11 protein-coding genes and 1 pseudogene are annotated in these 17,683 nt (G+C 74.4%); 8 read left to right on the top strand and 4 right to left on the bottom strand.

Annotated elements, in window-relative coordinates; translation table 11 throughout:
• Window positions 1-26: 26 nt before the first annotated feature.
• On the bottom strand, window positions 27-1,331 hold the full coding sequence (locus AC2CHG_RS13215) for a sensor histidine kinase (RefSeq protein WP_484524833.1): 1,305 nt from the start codon (window positions 1,329-1,331) through the stop codon (window positions 27-29).
• 390 nt (window positions 1,332-1,721) lie between these two features.
• Here AC2CHG_RS13215 and AC2CHG_RS13210 point away from each other — a divergent pair, with 390 nt between their 5' ends.
• The 6 genes and pseudogenes from AC2CHG_RS13210 to AC2CHG_RS13185 form a co-directional block, all read left to right on the top strand.
• Window positions 1,722-2,492 carry a redox-sensing transcriptional repressor Rex gene (locus AC2CHG_RS13210; protein ID WP_262013169.1) on the top strand — a complete coding sequence of 257 codons (771 nt, stop codon included), beginning with the start codon at window positions 1,722-1,724 and terminating at the stop codon, window positions 2,490-2,492.
• On the top strand, window positions 2,489-3,862 hold the full coding sequence (locus AC2CHG_RS13205) for a glutamyl-tRNA reductase (RefSeq protein WP_402814562.1): 1,374 nt from the start codon (window positions 2,489-2,491) through the stop codon (window positions 3,860-3,862). Before AC2CHG_RS13210 ends, AC2CHG_RS13205 begins: the two co-directional genes overlap by 4 nt.
• Window positions 3,859-4,845, top strand: a complete 987-nt coding sequence (gene hemC / locus AC2CHG_RS13200; RefSeq protein ID WP_262013167.1) for a hydroxymethylbilane synthase — start codon at window positions 3,859-3,861, stop codon at window positions 4,843-4,845. The genes AC2CHG_RS13205 and hemC overlap by 4 nt, the downstream gene beginning before the upstream one ends.
• A complete protein-coding gene (locus tag AC2CHG_RS13195; RefSeq protein ID WP_357211232.1) occupies window positions 4,842-6,422 on the top strand; it encodes a bifunctional uroporphyrinogen-III C-methyltransferase/uroporphyrinogen-III synthase in 1,581 nt (526 codons plus the stop codon). Before hemC ends, AC2CHG_RS13195 begins: the two co-directional genes overlap by 4 nt.
• 14 nt (window positions 6,423-6,436) lie before the next feature.
• A complete protein-coding gene (gene hemB, locus AC2CHG_RS13190; protein ID WP_484524832.1) occupies window positions 6,437-7,420 on the top strand; it encodes a porphobilinogen synthase in 984 nt (327 codons plus the stop codon).
• 321 nt (window positions 7,421-7,741) lie between these two features.
• Window positions 7,742-8,233: pseudogene (locus tag AC2CHG_RS13185) on the top strand (helix-turn-helix domain-containing protein); the annotation flags it as partial.
• A gap of 485 nt (window positions 8,234-8,718) precedes the next feature.
• Here the strand turns inward: AC2CHG_RS13185 and AC2CHG_RS13180 are convergent.
• The 3 genes from AC2CHG_RS13180 to AC2CHG_RS13170 form a co-directional block, all read right to left on the bottom strand.
• Window positions 8,719-11,991 (bottom strand): lamin tail domain-containing protein, encoded by a 3,273-nt coding sequence (locus AC2CHG_RS13180; protein WP_402814556.1) that lies wholly within the window; start codon window positions 11,989-11,991, stop codon window positions 8,719-8,721.
• A 91-nt stretch (window positions 11,992-12,082) separates the two neighbouring features.
• Entirely contained in the window at window positions 12,083-13,099 is a 1,017-nt protein-coding gene (locus tag AC2CHG_RS13175; protein ID WP_402814654.1) for a GNAT family N-acetyltransferase, read from the bottom strand.
• A gap of 67 nt (window positions 13,100-13,166) precedes the next feature.
• Window positions 13,167-14,378, bottom strand: a complete 1,212-nt coding sequence (locus tag AC2CHG_RS13170) for a lytic transglycosylase domain-containing protein (RefSeq protein WP_366625805.1) — start codon at window positions 14,376-14,378, stop codon at window positions 13,167-13,169.
• A 56-nt stretch (window positions 14,379-14,434) separates the two neighbouring features.
• Here AC2CHG_RS13170 and AC2CHG_RS13165 point away from each other — a divergent pair, with 56 nt between their 5' ends.
• Complete coding sequence (locus AC2CHG_RS13165) at window positions 14,435-14,650, top strand: FmdB family zinc ribbon protein (protein WP_194801505.1); 216 nt, start codon at window positions 14,435-14,437, stop codon at window positions 14,648-14,650.
• A gap of 155 nt (window positions 14,651-14,805) precedes the next feature.
• On the top strand, window positions 14,806-17,622 hold the full coding sequence (locus AC2CHG_RS13160; RefSeq protein WP_262013161.1) for an ATP-binding protein: 2,817 nt from the start codon (window positions 14,806-14,808) through the stop codon (window positions 17,620-17,622).
• Window positions 17,623-17,683: the final 61 nt, after the last annotated feature.

The following is a 17,683-nucleotide window of genomic DNA, read 5'->3' as shown; positions in this document are numbered from 1 at the left end:
GCGGCCCGGATACCGGGCGCGCCGCCTCACCTCGGCAGTTCGGCGTGGACCCGGGTCGGCCCGCCGGCCGGGCTGTCCACCTCCAGCGTGCCGCCGGCCGCCCGGACCCGGTCGGCGATGCCGCTGAGCCCGTGCCCCTTGGCCACGTGCGCGCCGCCGTCTCCGTCGTCGGTGACGGTGATCTCCAGCCGGCCCACCTTCCGGGTGACCTCCACCCGGCAGGCGGTCGCCCGGCTGTGCTTCGAGACGTTCGTCAGGGCCTCGGCCACCACGAAGTACGCGGTGCTCTCCAGCCCCGGGTCGAGCCGGCCGGCGGCGGTGCCCAGGTCGTCGTCGAGCGCCAGCTCGGTGGGCACCAGGGCGCGGGCGGCGAGCGCGGCGAGCGCGCTGGGCAGGCCCCTGTCGACCAGGATCGGCGGCGCGATGCCCCGGGACAGGGCGCGCAGCTCGTCCAGCGTCTCCCGGGTCTGCGCGACCGCCTCGTCGAGCGTCTGCCGGGCCGCCTCCGGGTCGGCGGCGAGCTGGTGGCGGGCCCGGCCGAGGTCCATGGCGAGCCGCACCAGCCGCTGCTGCGGGCCGTCGTGGATGTCGCGCTCCAGCCGCCGCAGCGCGACCGCCTCGGCCGAGGCGGCGGCCCGCTTCTGCTCCTCCAGCGTGATGATCCGCTGCCGCATCTCGGCCACGCCGGTGAGCAGCGAGTACGCCAGCCCGGCCTGGAGCCGGGCGCAGCCGCGCGCCACCAGCGGAAGCGTGAACAGGGCGAACAGCCCGATCGCGGTGTTCAGGGTGATCCGCGCGCCCGCGCCGTCGCCCATCCCGAGGAGCTGGCTCAGGTCCTGGTCGTCGGTGCCGCGCGGGATGGCCCAGTCGTAGGTGATGTAGAGCGTGCCGCCCAGCGCCAGCACCCACCAGACCACGAGCAGCACGAACGTGGGCAGCGCCACGAGCAGCCGGACGAACGCGTGCAGCAGGTCCAGCCACGACTGCGCGTCCCGGATCGGGGTGAACACGCGGCGCCAGAACCCGGCGCCCGGCTCGGGCGTCCGGTAGACCGGGCGTACCCGGGGCCGGTCCAGCACCCCGGCGAGCCGCAGCCGCTCGATGTCGGCCAGCCCACGGGCCGCGTAGAGGAAGCCGGCGAGGATCGGCAGGCCGAGCGTGGTCACCAGCAGCCCGGCGCTGAGTGCGATCCCCACCACGGCGAGCACGAAGCTGACGATCGCCAGCGGGAAGCCCACGAGCACGTAGGTGGTGTCGCGGGCGAGGCGGCGCAGGAGCCCGTGCACGGGGGACAGCGGAGTGGGCGCGGTGGCCAGTGGTGCTGCGGTCATGAGTCGAGGCTATGGGCGCGTGCCCCGCCCACCCATCCCGCACGCTGGCCTGTTCGGGGTGGGGTTCTCCCTACTCGAAAACGTGAGACTCGCCTCGCCACGCCGGTCACGGAGCGCTACGGGCCCCGCGCGATTGGTCAGGGAAGTCTGGATTGAGCAATAATCGCCACGCGCCGCCGAGAGACGCGGTTGATCGATCTTGCGGGAATGGAGGGGCAGGTGAAGGCGCGTCGCGAGCTTTCAAGATCGCGATTTGTGCACCCCTTCACAAACACCTACTCTGTAGTTCCGACGCGCCCTGCTAGCACAGCCGGCAATCTCGGTCGCCAGCGGGAGTCCCGAAACGACCGGCCCCCGTCGCTGGTCGAGGATCGCACCGCACGGAGTCTCATGAGCCAGCACCGTCAACCAGGCGCGCCCGGTCGCACCGGTGCCGTACCGGCACTTCCGGACCTGCCCGAGGCGACCGTGTCCCGGCTCCCGGAATACCTGCGTGCGCTGCACGCACTCGCCGACGCCGGGCACGAGACGGTGTCCAGCGAGGGCCTGGCGAACGCCGCGGGCGTCAACTCCGCGAAGCTTCGCAAGGACCTGTCCCACCTCGGCTCGTACGGCACCCGCGGTGTCGGCTACGACGTCGCGCTGCTCGTCGACCAGATCTCCTCGGTACTCGGGCTCACCCAGTGCCGCGCCGTCGCGCTCGTCGGCGTGGGTAATCTCGGTCACGCCCTGGCCGGCTACGACGGCTTCGCCAACCGCGGATTCCGCATCGCCGCGCTCGTCGACGCCGACCGGTCCCGCGTCGGCGAAGTGATCAACGGCCTGGTCGTACGGCACGTCGACGAGCTGCCCCGGATCGTCGCCGAGGAGTCGATCTCGATCGGCGTCATCGCCACGCCCGCCCCGGCCGCCCAGGCGGTCGCCGACCAGTTGGTCGCCGTCGGCGTGACGAGCATCCTCAACTTCGCGCCGTGCGTACTCTCGGTTCCGGACGGGGTCGACGTGCGCAAGGTCGACCTCGCCATCGAGCTGCAGATCCTGTCCTTCCACGAGCACCGCAAGGCATCGCTGACCGCGCTCCCCGCCACCGGCGGGTCCGCCCTCACCGCCCTGCCCGGCGGACTCGCGGCAACCGACACCCAGGAGGCGATCGGCACGTGAAACTGCTCGTCGTCGGCGCGTCCTACCGCACCGCCCCGGTCGCCACCCTGGAACAGCTGGCCGTCCCGCCCGCCGACCTCACCCGCACGCTGGACCGCCTGATCGCCCAGCCGTACGTCGCCGAGGCCGTCCTGGTCTCCACCTGCAACCGGGTGGAGGTCTACGCCGCCGTCTCCGGGTTCCACGGCGGGCTCGGCGACATCTGCGCGGTCCTGGCCGACCAGGCCGGCTGCCAGCCCGCGGCGCTCGCACCGCACCTCTACGTGCACTACGACGCCGCCGCCGTGGACCACGTCTTCCGGGTGGCCGCCGGGCTCGACTCGATGGTCGTGGGCGAGGCGCAGATCCTCGGCCAGCTCCGCGACGCCTACCACTCCGCCGGTGGCGCCGACTCGGCCGGCCGCCTGCTGCACGAGCTGATGCAGCAGGCGCTGCGGGTCGGCAAGCGGGCGCACGCCGAGACCGACATCGACCGGGCCGGGCAGAGCGTCGTCACCGCCGCGCTCGACCTCGCCGCCGAGCTGCTCGACGGCGACCTGGCGGGCCGGCCCGCCATGGTGGTCGGCGCCGGCGCGATGGGCTCGCTGGGCGTGGCCACGCTGTCCCGGCTGGGCGCCGGCCCGCTCACCGTGACCAACCGGGGTGCCGCCCGTGCCGTCCGGCTCGCCGAGTCGTACGGCGCGTCCGCCGTGCCGATGGCCGAGCTGATCACCGCACTCGCCGCCGTCGACGTCGTGGTCGCCGCCACCGCCGCCACCGAGCCGGTGCTCACCCGCGACGTGGTGACCCGGGCGCTGGCCCGCCGGGACGCCGGCCGCGGCCCGCTGGTCCTGCTGGACCTGGCCGTCCCGCGCGACGTCGAGCCCGGCGTCGACGAGCTGCCCGGCGTCGAGGTGATCGACATCGACCGGATGGCCGCCGTCCTCGCCGACGGACCGGCCGCCGCCGACGCCGCCGAGGTGGCCCGGATCGTCACCGGTGAGGTCGAGGCGTTCCTGAGCTGGCTGCGCGGCGCCGACGTCGCGCCGACGGTGGCCGCCCTGCGCGGCCGGGCCGAGGACGTCGTCAGCGCCGAGCTGCGCCGGCTCGGCCAGCGCCGCCCCGACCTCAGCGACGACCAGCGCGCCGAGGTCGCCCGCACCGTGCACCGGGTCGTGCAGCGCCTGCTGCACCAGCCGACCGTACGGGTCCGCCAGCTCGCCGCCGAGCCCGGCGGTGACCAGTACGCGGCGCTGCTGCGCGAACTGTTCGACCTGGACGTCCCGCAGACGTCCCCGGTCGACACCGTCCCCGACGTGGTCGCCACCGACTCCGACGGCCGGTCGTCGTTCGACGCCGCCGACGTCCCGCCCACCGGAGGTGCGCGATGACCGCCCCCCTTCGCCTCGGTACCCGGGGCAGCGCCCTGGCGATGGCCCAGTCCGGCCACGTCGCCGAGGCCCTCACCGCGGCCACCGGCCGGCCGGTCGAGCTGGTCGAGGTGGTGACCGCCGGCGACAGGTCCACCGCCCCGGTGCAGCGGCTCGGCGTCGGCGTGTTCGTGTCCGCGCTCCGCGACGCGCTGACCGCCCGCGAGATCGACTTCGCCGTCCACTCGTACAAGGACCTGCCCACCGCGGCGGCGCCCGGCCTGCACGTCGCGGCCGTACCGCCCCGGCAGGACCCGCGTGACGCGCTGGTGGCGACGAACGGCCGTACGCTCGCCGAGCTGCCGCCCGGCGCCCGCGTCGGCACCGGTGCGCTGCGCCGGATCGCCCAGCTGCACGCGCTGGGTATGCAGTTGGAGGTCACGCCGATCCGGGGCAACGTCGACACCCGGCTCGGCCGGGTGCTCGGCCCGGACGCCGACCTCGACGCCGTCGTGCTCGCCCGCGCCGGGCTCAACCGGATCGGCCGCGCCGACGTCATCACCGAGACGCTCGACCCGATGCTCATGCTGCCCGCGCCCGCCCAGGGTGCGCTGGCCGTCGAGTGCCGGGCCGACGACCAGGACGTGATCGAGCTGCTCGCGCTGCTCGACCACGCACCGTCCCGTGCCGCGATCACCGCGGAACGGGCGCTGCTGGCCACCCTGGAGGCAGGGTGCAGCGCACCCGTGGCCGCGTACGCCGTCCTCGCCGAAGGCGAGCCCACCGACGAGGGCGACGTCAATCAGGAGATCTACCTGCGCGGTGCGGTGATCAGCCCGGACGGTTCACGTGACCTCCGGCTGTCCCGCACCGGAACGCCCGCCGACGCGGCGGAGATCGGCAAGGCACTCGCCGCCGAACTCCTCGAACTCGGCGCCGACTCGATCCTCGGCCAGGACGCACAGGCCGGCCCGGGGACCCAGCAACTTGGGAGCACAGAATGACCCGCACCCGTAAGCCCGTAGGCCAGATCGCATTCGTCGGGGCCGGTCCCGGCGACCCGGGCCTGCTGACCCGCCGGGCGCTGGACGCCCTGGTCGAGGCCGACCAGGTGGTCTACGACCGGGGCGTACCCGAGTCGCTCCTGGCGCACGTCCGCGCCCAGGCCCGGCCCGACGCCGAGTTCAGCCCCGCCGAGGGCGTGCCGGGGGACGTGGCGAAGGTGCTGATCTCCGCGGCCCGGTCCGGGCAGAACGCCGTGCACCTCGTCGCCGGTGACCCGTTCGGCCACGACTCGGTGGTCAAGGAGGTGCAGGCGGTAGCGCGTACCGCGGCGCACTTCGAGGTCGTGCCGGGCGTCGGCCAGGCCGAGGGCGTGGCCACCTACGCGGGTGTCCCGCTGCCGGGCGTACGCACCGCCGCCGACGTCGAGGACGTCACCGCGCTGGACTTCGAGGCGCTCGCCACCGCCGTCGGGCGGGGTTCGCTGGCGCTCGCCGTGGACGCCGGTGACCTGGCCGCCGTCCGGGACGGCCTGCTGGCCGCCGGGGTCGACGGCACCACAGCGGTCGGGGTGACCGGCGACGGCACCGGCGAGACGCAGTACACCACCACGTCGAGCGTCGACTCCTTCGTCGCGGCGGCGCTCGGCTTCACCGGCCGGGTGGTGCTCACCGTCGGCGCGGCCGTCACCGACCGCGACAAGCTGAGCTGGTGGGAGAACCGCCCGCTGTACGGCTGGAAGGTGCTGGTGCCCCGCACCAAGGAGCAGGCCGGCGTGATGAGCGCACGGCTGCGCGCGTACGGGGCGATCCCGTGCGAGGTGCCGACCATCGCGGTCGAGCCGCCGCGCACCCCGGCGCAGATGGAGCGGGCCGTGAAGGGCCTGGTCGACGGCCGGTACGCCTGGGTCATCTTCACCTCGGTGAACGCGGTCCGGGCGGTGTGGGAGAAGTTCGCCGAGCACGGCCTCGACGCCCGCCACTTCGGCGGCGTGAAGATCGCCTGCATCGGTGACGCCACCGCCGAGGCGGTCCGCGCCTTCGGCATCCAGCCCGAGCTGATCCCCTCCGGGGAGCAGTCCTCCGAGGGCCTGCTGGCCGAGTTCTCGCCGCACGACGAGATCCTCGACCCGGTCGGCCGGGTGCTGCTGCCGCGCGCCGACATCGCCACCGAGACCCTCGCCGCCGGCCTCACCGAGCGCGGCTGGGAGGTCGACGACGTGACCGCGTACCGGACCGTGCGCGCGGCCCCGCCGCCCGCCGAGATCCGCGACGCGATCAAGTCGGGCGGGTTCGACGCGGTGCTGTTCACCTCGTCGTCCACCGTGCGGAACCTCGTCGGTATCGCCGGGAAGCCGCACGCGCGGACCGTTGTTGCAGTGATCGGGCCCAAGACGGCGGAGACCGCCACCGAGTTCGGCCTGCGCGTCGACGTGCAGCCGCCGCACGCCTCGGTGCCCGACCTGGTGGAGGCGCTCGCCGCCTACGCCGTCGAACTGCGGGAGAAGCTCGCCGCCATGCCGGCGAAGCAGCGCCGGGGCTCCAAGGTGCAGGGCCCGACCGCCCTGCGGTTCCGCTGACAGGAGGCCCCGTCATGCCGTACCCCGAGATCCGGCCCCGCCGGCTGCGCCGCAACGCGGCCGTGCGGCGGCTGGTCTCCGAGACCCGCGTCGACCCGGCCGAGCTGGTCGTGCCGATGTTCGTCAAGGAGGGCCTGACCGAGCCGCGGGCCATCGCGTCGCTCCCGGGAGTGCTCCAGCACTCCCGGGACTCGCTGCGCAAGGCCGCGGCGGAGGCGGTCCAGGCCGGGGTCGGCGGGATCATGCTGTTCGGGGTGCCCGAGACGCGGGACGAGACCGGCTCCGGCGGCATCGACCCGGCCGGCGTGCTCAACACGGCGATCCGGGACGTGATCGCCGAGGTCGGCGACTCGACTGTGGTGATGAGCGACCTGTGCCTGGACGAGTTCACCTCGCACGGGCACTGCGGTCTGCTCACCCCGGACGGTGGGGTCGACAACGACGCCACGCTCGCCGCGTACGCCGACATGGCGGTGGCCCAGGCCGCCGCCGGGGTCCACGTGGTCGGGCCGTCCGGGATGATGGACGGCCAGGTCGGCGTGGTCCGCAAGGCGCTCGACGCCGCCGGGCACCAGGACGTGTCGGTGCTCGCGTACGCGGTGAAGTACGCCTCCGCCTTCTACGGCCCGTTCCGCGACGCGGTGGAGTCGGCGCTGGAGGGGGACCGGCGCACCTACCAGCAGGACCCGGCGAACCTGCGCGAGTCGCTGCGCGAGGTCGAGCTGGACGTGGCCGAGGGCGCCGACATGGTGATGGTCAAGCCGGCGCTGCCCTACCTCGACGTGGTGTCGGCGGTCCGGGACGCGGTGCACGTCCCGGTCGCCGCCTACCAGGTCTCCGGCGAGTACGCGATGGTCGAGGCGGCCGCCGCGAGCGGCTGGATCGACCGGGAGCGGGTCATGCTGGAGACGCTCACCTCGATCCGCCGGTCCGGCGCCCAGATCATCCTCACCTACTGGGCCGTCGAGGCCGCCCAGTTGCTGCGCGAGCGTTACTGACCTACTGACCTACTGACCGCTGCTCGGCCGACGTGGCCCGTGCTGTCGGCTCGTGCGGCGGCGGCCGGGGCTCGGCTCGCCGAGTTCCTCGGTTTCGCCCTCCTCGTTGTGGTCGCCGCACGTTGTCCACAGCCCAAGGCGGTCACTGAGCGTATCTTTTCGGTCGCGGGGCAATTCACCCCTCACCGACTTTGCTCTGCAGCCATTGGCGCAACTGTCACGAATCGTGAGCGCTGCGTCGGTGGCTGCAGAGCAAAGTCTGCCGAGGTAGTTATCTCTGCCGCGGCGATCGCGAGGTTTATGTCCGCTTAAGCCTGGTTAATGCTGCGGTCAGGTCACTCGCTTTGGCGACAGGTATTAACGCTGAGTGAGCATCACTCTCTGTGTGTGCCGACGGTCGCTGCCAAGCGGGGTCGGACGTCGCATCCCGGGTTTTCCACAGGGGGGGGGAGAGCGGGGTTGCCCGGTCGGTGCGGGGGCGGGACCGTGGGCGGCGTGACAGACATCGCCGACACCGAGCCGGAGGCGCCCACCGCACCCGGCGCGTCCACCGCATCCGGCACGCTCACCGCATCCGGCACGCCCACCGCACCCGGCGTGCCCGCCTCGGCGGCGGCAGACGGCGGGCCGGCTCTGCTCACGGAGCCGTTCGACGTGCCGTTCCCGGCGCCGGGGATCGTCCGGGCGGTGCGTCGCCGGGCCGACACCAGCCAGCGCGAGCTGGCCCGGTTCGCCCGGGTGCATCCGAGCACTATCGGGCGTATCGAGGCGGGGACGCTGACGCCGAGCCTGGCCATGCTGTCGCGCATCGTCGGCACGGCCGGCTTCCGGCTCGTGGTCGTCGACGAGGCCGGCCGGGTGCTCAAGCCGATGCGTGACCGGGCCGACCTGCGCGACGGCGCGGAGCGGCGGTACCCGTCCCACCTCGACATCGTCACCGACCCGGAGCCGGGGGAGTGGTGGGCCGACCGGTACGGGCTGGCCCGCCCGCCGGAGACGTTCTACCGCAACCGGGAGGTCCGGGACTGGCTGCGCCGCCGCAGCCAGTGGGAGGTGCGGGTGGCCAAGTACCGGAGCGTGCCGCCCCCGCCCGACCCGCAACGGTGCGGATACCGCGGCGGGGGGGGGGGGGGGGGGGGGGGGGGGGGGGGGGGGGGGGGGGGGGGGGGGGGGGGGGGGGGGGGGGGGCGGGGGCGGGGGCGGGGCCGCGCGCCCGGGGCGGGCGCGCGCCCCCCCCCCCCCCCCCCCCCGCCCCCGGCGCGCGCGGCCCGCCCCCCCCCCCCCCCGCGGCACACCGCTCAGTCGTCGTTCAGGATCGTCCCGACGCCGGACGGGTCGGCCAGCCGCAGGCCCGGCACGCCGGCCACGTACAGCGTGAGCTTCTCGTCCGCCTCGCGCTTACGGTCGCCGCGCACGGCGACCGGGAACGTCAGCGAGGTCCGGCCCGCGGCCAGCACACGGCAGCCCACGTACGGGTCGTAGTCCGACCCGGCCTGGGCGGTGGTGCCGTAGGTGGTGGCGCAGATGAGGGCCGGCTCGGAGAGCGGGCGGGACACGGTGACGGTGAACGTCATCGTGCTGGTGCCCTTGTCTCCCTCGGTGACCGAGGCGTCCGCGACCCGCAGCGAGGCGCGCGACCGGAACCGGGCCACCTGCGGGTCGTGGTCGCTGGCACCCCGGTCGCCGAGCTCCGGCGCGTCGGTCGGGTAGTCGGCGTTGATGTGCGCCGTCCGTACCTGCACCAGGTCGTCGTGCATCGGGTCGTTCACGAACAGGTTGTCCAGCGTCTGCGCCTGGCCGCTGAAGGTGTACGAGTACGCCGACGCCGGCGCCTCCTTCACCAGGTCGTCCCAGAGGTTGTGCAGCCCGGCCTCGTAGAGCGGGGCGAGCTGGTCCGACGGGGTCGGGTTCTGGGCGGTGGCGATCGGGTCATCCGGGCGGGGGAAGACGTTCAGGTCGCCGCCGTACACCACGCGGGCGTTCGGGTCGCTCGCCTCGACCGCCTGCACGATCGCCGCACCGTACGCGGCCTGCTCACGGCGCTGCCCGACCCGGCTGTCCGGCCCGGACGAGAAGTGGTTGGCGACCGCCCAGAGCGTGAACCGCTCGGTCGATCCGGGGCCGGCCTTCACACTGAACCGGGCCACCTGCGCCGCGCGGGTGTAGACGTTGCTGCCGTCCACGCCGGTCGACCGGTCCACGTCGGCCGGCAGCACCGCGTTGAGCGCCTTCGGGTTCTGCACGTCGGCGTTGGACGGCAGCGCCGCCGAGCGGTACTGGACCGTGGGGGCGGAGCCGAGCAGCGGGTCCGCGGCGGTCGCCTCGGCCAGCGTCAGCCGGTCGGTCCGGTAGAGGAACGCCGAGGCGATGCCCCGGGCGTCCGCGCCGGTCCGGTCGTACGCGGCGGCGTACGCCGGGCCGCCGTTCGCGGCGATGGCGAGCGCCAGCTCCTGCACGGTGTCCGGCGCGCCGTCGGCGTTGTCGGTGTCGCCGCAGGCGAGCGCGCCGTCGACCACCGAGCAGATGTCCTGGTCCTCGGCCTCCTGCACCAGGATCAGATCCGGGCTGTGCAGCGACTGGACGATCTGCCGGGCCTGCGCGGCCAGCTTGGCGGCGTACGCCTCCGGGCTCGCCGGCACGTAGTCGAACGGCGGGCTGACGCCGGGGCAGCCGGTGTTGCCGGCGAAGTCGCAGCCGTCGAACGGGTCGTCCCGGTAGTCGTACAGGTTCTCCACGTTGTACGTGGCGATCGCTACCTCGCTGCCGCGGTCGGCCGGCTGCGGCGGGTGGTTCGCGGCCGGGTCGGCGCCACCGGTCAGGGTGAGCTGCTCGGGCTGCACGCTGTACTTGCTGAAGGCGTACGAGACGGAGCCGTAGGCGTCCTCGGTGAGCGTGTCGAACGTGCGCGCCTCGGGCAGCAGCGCCCGGGAGTCGCCGGCGGTCGCCTTCACGCCGCCCGCACCCAGCAGGATGCGCTGGTTGTTGCCGTTGTCGAACAGCGTGCCGGGGATGTCGTCGAGCGGGTGCGCGTCCCGGAACACGCGCCGGGCGTACGGGTCGGACCGCTTCATGATCGGGTCCTCGCGGTCCAGCACGTAGATCTCGGAGTCGGCGGTGGAGGAGTAGATGTGCCGGGGCGCGGAGACGCCGCTGCCGGCGCGTACCCGCATCCGTTCGCCCTCGTGCCGCTCCCAGAACAGGTCGGCGGCGGCCGCCTCGGCCGGCGGGACCGCGTCGTCGACCCGGACCGCCGTGTCCACGTCGAGGCCGGAGTCCAGCTTGCGGACCAGCGAGGCGCCGGAGAGCTGGGTCTGGTTGAAGTACTCGGAGACCCGGCCGCGCAGCACGACCTCGTCGCCGACGGTCGGGGCGTACCCGCCGATCAGCGTGGTGAACGAGCCCATGAAGACGAACAGGCCGTCGGAGGTCAGCGGGTCGCCGTCGGAGCTGCCGAGCCGGCTCTGGAGGTAGAAGCCCCACTGGTCGGCCCCGGCCGAGCTGCGGGTCAGCGACATTCCGGTGATGACGCCGCGTACGTCGTACAGCGTGGAGCTGGTGCCGTTGCCGCTGGCCGGCGCGAGCGGCGACCGGTCGGTGCGGCCGTCCTCGTCGTCGGCGGTGCGGCCCTGCACCTCGCCGATCGACAGCACACTGGTGGCCTGCACGGTGAGCGTGCAGGTGGCGCTGTCGCCGTCGGCGTCGGTGGAGGTCAGTGTGACCGCGTAGCCACCGGCCGGCAGGCCGGTGGCGGTCAGCGTCGCGGTGGCCGTGCCGCCGTCGGCGGTCGCCGGGGTGAACGCGGTACGGCTGATCGAGCCGCTCGTCGGCACCGGCACGACCGAGGTGACCGCCAGGTCGGTGATCGTGTCGTCGGCGTCGGTAGCGGTCACCTCGCGGGTCGCGGTGGCGCCCGCCGACAGCGTCAGCGCGCCGCCGCAGGCCAGGGTGGCCGGCTGGTCGACCGGTCCGCCGCCGCCGACGGTGTGGCTGCCCAGCCCGTCGAACGTGTCGGTGGCGAAGCCGGCCCACTGCGCGGCCGGATCGAACGGGTCCGCCGGGTCGGTGTCGCCGGCGGTCACCGACGGCAGGCGGCGCAGCGTGTTGTCCGCAGTGCTGGTCAGCCCGCTGCCCCACTCGGTGCCCGGGTCGACGCCGACCTGGCCGAGGGAGTCGACCACCGTGCCACCCTTGCGCAGCACTATCGCGTCGTCGCCGTTGAACAGCGAACCGGAGTACGTCTGGTCGGCCTGGGCGAGGATCGCCGGCGCGGCCGCCGCGGCGGCGAAGACGAACACGTCACCGGCGGCGACGGTCCCGGTCAGGGCCACGTTCGTCGAGGTGGTGGCGCCGTTGAAGAAGAGCTGGAGCTGGTAGCCGCCGGCAGCCAGGTCGATCGGGGCGCCGGTGCCGTTGTACAGCTCGACGGCCTTGTTGTTCGACGACCCCTCGACGTACTCGGAGATGAAGAGGTCGGTGGGCGCGGCGCTGGCCGCGGTGGGTGCGACAGCGATCGCCGTGAGGGTGACGGCGGCGGTGGTCGCGAGCGCGGCGAGGGTGCGGCGCGGGCGCATGGGGCCTCCACGATGGGTGGACAGGAACTAACGAACGTTAAGGCTCTCGTGGGTACACCGTCCAGCCCTTCGATGGCCGGGCGGTGAACGGTCAGCGGTGACTGTCCAGCCGGTGCACCAGTTCGGCGACGTCCACACCGTATTCGCACCAGTCGCGGTCGGGGCGGTAGCCCAGCTCGGCGTTGACCTTCAGCATCGACTCGTTGTCCTGCGCGTTCCAGGTCTGCACCTCGGCCACCTCGGGCTCGGCCGAGCGCAGCTCCAGCAGCATCCGCGCCTTGATGGCCCGGTCGATGCCGTAGCCGCGGTGGTCGTGCACGACGATCGTGTCGTACTGGTCGGCCCGGGTCGGGTGCTGCGCCGGCACCACCACCTCGGTCAACCCGGCCACCTCGCCGGTCTGCTCGTGCAACGCGAGCACGATGTACGGCTTCATGCCGCGCCGGTGCAGCGTGGCGAGGCTGTCGCGCAGCCGGTCCGGGTCGTAGGAGCTGGGCCGCAGCTCCACGTCGTCGGAGTCGCGCACCTCGGCCTTCGCCCGCGCGTACGCCTCGATCAGCTCGTCCGGCGGGCCGCCCGGCCAGAACTCCACGCGGTAGCCCGCGCCGACCTCGGCGGCCATCTCGGTGAGCGCCGGCCAGTCCACCGAGCGCAGGTCGAGCACGCTGCGGGTCTCCACGTAGTCGCGGGTGAAGCCAAGCGACTCGTAGAACCCGACGGCCGGGGTGTCGCCGACCACCTCCACGCCGATCGACTGGAAGCCCTCGTCCCAGGCCCGGCGGGCGGCCACCCGCACCAGCTCACGGCCGATCCCGCTGCGCCGGACCGCCGGGTGCACCAGCACCTCGAGCACGCCGATGCCGCCGAGCAGCAGCACGTGCACATGCCCGAGGATCGCACCGGCCGTGCCGTCCGGGGCGGCGTCGTCCTGCGCGACCCACGAGATCCGCCGCTCGCCGGGCATCACCTCGGACAGATACTCCCGCATGGAGCTCTCCCGCCAAGGCGGATCCTGCGGCAGATCGGCCGCCAGGACCGCGTTCAGCGTGTCCAGCAGGGACGCGATCTCGGCGGACGACGCGGTCCTGGGATCCCACTCGCGCACCATCACCCGTCTAGCTTGCCGTCAACGGCAGCCGGGGGGAAGGGTTCAGTCCGCGAATGTACGCGAGCCGTCACCTCACGTTGCGGCTGAGCCTGCCGTACTCGTCGGCCTTGTCGAAGACGGCCTGGGCGTACCGACGCACATCGTTGTAGGACAGGATGGCGCCCCACCAGTCACCCGGGATGGTCATGTTCCGGCCGCCCTTGCACAGGTAGAGCCCGGCGGCCAGCGCCGCGTCGTCGATGTCGTGCGGGTTCTTCACCCCGTCGCCGTCGGCGTCCGCACCGATCTCCTGCCAGGTGGTGGGGATGAACTGCATCGGGCCGAGCGCCCGGTCGTGGACCCGGTCGCCGTCGAGCAGCCCCTGGTCGGTGTCGAGGATCCGGGACCGGCCGCCCTGCCCGTCGAGCGGCTCTCCCTTGATCTCCGGCAGGGCCCGGCCGTCGGCCTGCAGCGTGGCGCCGTTCGCCGCGCCGTGGCGCGACTCGACGTACCCGATGGCGGCCAGCGTGGTCCAGCTCAGCTGGCACCCACGGTTGGTCTGGGCGAGCACCAGTTCGGCGTACGCGTACGCCTGGAGCGCCACCACGGGGACGCCGGTCACCGCGCTGACCCGCTGCGCCCAGCCGGTGAGCGCGTCGGCCGGGCGCCCGGCGGGCAGCACCGGGGCGGTGGTCGCACCGGGCAGCGGCGTGCCGGTGGGCGCGGCGGTGCCGGGCAGGCCGGTCAGTTCCGGCAACAGCGGCGTGGCGGGCGCCGCCGCGGTCTGCGGCACGCTCTGCGACGGCGTGGCCTCGGCGACCGTCTCCGGCCGGCCGACCGCCGCCGGCACGACCACCGCACCGGCAGTGGCGGCGGCGGCGACCAGGGCGAGCAGGAACAGCGCGGGCAGCGTGGTGCGCCCGCCGGGCCGCCGGGACCAGGCACGGGTGCCCCGGGCGGCGCCGACGACGAGCTGCCTCGGGCGCGTCCGGACGGCGTGCGCGAACGGCATCCGCCGACGCCGCCCGCCGCTCTCGGCCGCCGCCTCGGACAACGCCTTCGACTCCGGCTGCTCGTCCCCGCCCGTCCCGGGTTCGCCGTCCGCCTTCACCGCCGGTTCGGGCTGCGGCTTCCCGGTGGGCTCGGCGTCCGCGTCGTGCTTGGCGTCCGGCTCGCGATGCGGCTTCTCGCCGGGCTCGGCGCCGGCCTTGCGGGGCCGCGGGATGGCGGGGGTGCCGTCGTCGGGTGGCGCGGCGGGTCGCAGGGGCCGGGCCGTCGCTCGCCGTTCGCCGTCCACCACCCGTCGAGTATCACCCATCCGGGTGGCGACGTCAGGCCCGGCCGTACGCTTGGGACATGCCCCGGTACGAGTTCCGTTGCCGCGCCTGCGGCGACACCTTCGAGGTCAGCCGTCCGATGGCCGAGGCCGCGCAGCCGGCCGCCTGCCCGCAGGGCCACGCCGACACGGTGAAACTGCTGTCCACGGTGGCCGTCACCGGACGCGGCGGCTCCGCCCCGAGTGGTGGGATTCCCAGCGGCGGTGGTTGCTGCGGCGGCTCCTGCGGCTGCTGACTTTCCGCATTCCGTCCCGCGGGTCGATCGGGGTCTTGCCGCCGGTGTGATCTTTTGGCACCTTGGGGCGGAATCTGCCCAGCCGTTCTCACGATGCGTGACGGCGCGACCATAGGGCAGCATGAACCCGACGTCACCGGGCGGAGGTTCGACGTATGTCGCAAGGACACCACCTCCCCAGCGGGTGGGTGACCTTCGTGTTCACCGACATCGAGGGCTCGACGCGGCTGGCCCGGATGCTCGGCCCGGTCTACCGCCCGGTCCTGCACGAGCACCGGCGGCTGCTGCGCGACACCCTGGCCGGCACCGACGGAGCCGAGCTGCTGACCGAGGGGGACTCGTTCTTCCTCGCGTTCCCCGACGCCGCCGCCGCGGTCCGCGCCTGCCTGACCGCGCAGCGCGCGCTCGCCGGGCACGAGTGGCCCAACCCGGACGCCACCCCCCGGGTACGGATGGGACTGCACACCGGCTACGCCGAGCCCCGCGACGGCGAGTACGCCAGCCCCGAGGTGCACCGGGCCGCCCGGGTGGCCGCCGCCGCGCACGGCGGGCAGGTGCTCTGCTCGGCCGCCACCGCCCGGCACGCCGACCCGCTGCCGGACGGGGTGTCCCTGCTGGACCTCGGACTGCACCGGCTGCGCGGCTTCGACGACCGGGAGCGGCTGTTCCAGCTCGTCGCGCCCGGGTTGGAGCGGCGGTTCCCGCGTCCCCGTACCGCCGACGCGACGGCGCACAACCTGCCCACCCAGGTCACCTCGTTCGTCGGCCGGCAGGCCGAGCGCGCCGAGCTGGGGCGGCTGGTCGAGGCGTACCGGCTGGTGACGGTGCTCGGCGCGGGCGGCGCCGGCAAGACCCGGCTGGCGGTGGAGCTGGCCTCCGGACTCGTCGAGGACTACCCGGACGGCGTCTGGTTCGTCGACATCGCCGCGGTGACCGACCCGGGGCTGGTGGCGTTCGAGATCGCCGCCGTGCTCGGCCTCCGCCCGGAGCCCGGCCGGCCGATGGTCGACACCCTCGTCGAGTACGCGGCGCCGCGCCGGATGCTCGTGCTGCTCGACACCTGCGACGCCCAGACCGCCGCGTCGGCCGAGGTGATCGGCCGGCTGCTCGCCGGTGGCCGGGGTGTGCGGGTGCTGGCGACCAGCCGGGAGTCGTTCGGCGTGCCCGGCGAGGTGGTGTGGCGGATACCGCCGCTGTCGGTGGACGAGGGCCCCGACGGCGGGGGGAGCGACGCGGTGGCGCTGCTGCTGGACCGTACCGCAGTGGCCCGCGGCGGCCGGGCGCCGGAGCCGGCCGAGCAGGCGGACCTGCACCGGGTGGTACGCCGCCTGGACGGGTTGCCGCTGGCCATAGAGCTTGCCGCCGCCCGGCTGCGGGTGCTCTCGGCCGGGCAGTTGGCCGAGCGGCTGGACGACATGCTGGGCACGCTCGACGCCGGGCGGGAGACGGCGGAACCGCCGCCGGTGGAGGCGGGCTGGAGCGGCAACCAGCAGGACACGGTGGACCTGGTGGCCGCCGCGACCGGCGCCGCACCGCCCACTCCGGCGACGCGGGCGGTGCAGCGGTCGGCGAGTGAGCGGCACCTGACCATCCAGGCCACTGTGACCTGGTCGTACCGGACGCTCGGCGCGCGCTCGGCCCGGCTGCTGCGCTGGATGGCGGTGTTCGCCGGGCCGGTGGACCTGCCGACCGTGCAGTGGCTGCTCGACGAGGACCCGCTCGACCCGCTCTCGGTGCTTGTGGACAAGTCGATGGTGCTGGCCGAGCCGCACGCGTCCGGCAGCACCTACCGGATGCTCGACCCGATCCGCGCGTACGCCGCGCGGCGGCTGGTCGAGGCCGGCGAGGAGCAGAGCGCCCGGGACCGGCACGTCGCCTGGTGCCGGCACGCGCTGGACCGGGCGCACCTGGGCCCGGACGGCCGCCCGGTGACGCTCTCCCTGTACGCGCTCGATCCGCTGGCGAACGAGTTGCGGGCCGCGTTGCGCTGGTGCGCCACCGGCGGCAGCGCCCGGTCGGGTCTGTCGCTCGCCGGTGACCTGGATCAGTGGTGGCGGGAGCGCGGCCTGGCCCGGGAGGGGCGGCTGTGGCTGTTCCGGCTCTACGGCCGGCTCGCCGAGACCGGTGAGCCGATGCCGGACGCCGAGCTGGCCGCCGCGTACCACATGCACTCGCTGCACGCGGGCGCGGACGGCGAGTTCGGCGAGGAGCTGCGGTACTCGCAGCGGGCCGAGGCGGCCGCCCGGCAGTCCGGCGACCGGGGTCTGCTGGCCCGGGTGCTGGCCGGACGCGCGGCGCCGCTCGTCGACATGGGGCAGTTCGCCGAGGCGGAGCGGATCTGCCGCGAGGTGATCGACTGGGCGTACGCGCAGGACGTGGTGGGGGACGCGCTGCTGGCCGTCTACAACCTCGCCGAGCTGCTCTGGCGCCGGGGCGCGCTGGACGAGGCGGCCGACCTGCTCGCCGCGGCCCGCCCGGTCGAGGCGGCCCGGCCGGCCGAGCGGGGCGGCCGGTCGGTGGACATGCTGCTCGGCATGGTGGCCCTGGCGCGGGGTGATCTGGTCGCCGCGCACGAGCACCTGCTGGTGGCGTTGCGGTCCCGGATGAGCCACGGCTACCTGGGCCGGGCCTGCGACACGATAAACGCGATAGCGGTGCGCTGCGCGCTCGCCGGGGACGCGCTGGCGGCGGCCCGGCTGTTCGGGGCGGCGCAGGCCACCCGGGCGAACCTGCGGGCTACGCCGGGGATATACGGCCCGTACTGGTCGGCCCGGCAGGCGGAACTGCGGCGGGTGCTGGGTGACGAGGCGTTCGACGCCGCCTACGGGGCCGGTACGGGGCTGCGGCTGGACGAGGTGGCGGCGCTGGCGCTGCACGTCGAGCACCCGGACCTGGCCGCCGACTCGCCCCGGTTCGGCACGCAGACGCCGGGCTCGTGGCCGGCGTTCGAGCCGCGCAGCACTGCGGGCTGAGCCGGCCGGGCGCGGCGGGTCGGCCGGCTGAGCGCGGCGGGGAGCCCGCCCGGTGGCGGAC

The sequence above is a fragment of the Micromonospora sp. ATLC20 genome (assembly GCF_057196585.1).
Note: the sequence above shows the minus strand (reverse complement) of the source record. Positions and strands in the feature narration are given on the sequence as shown.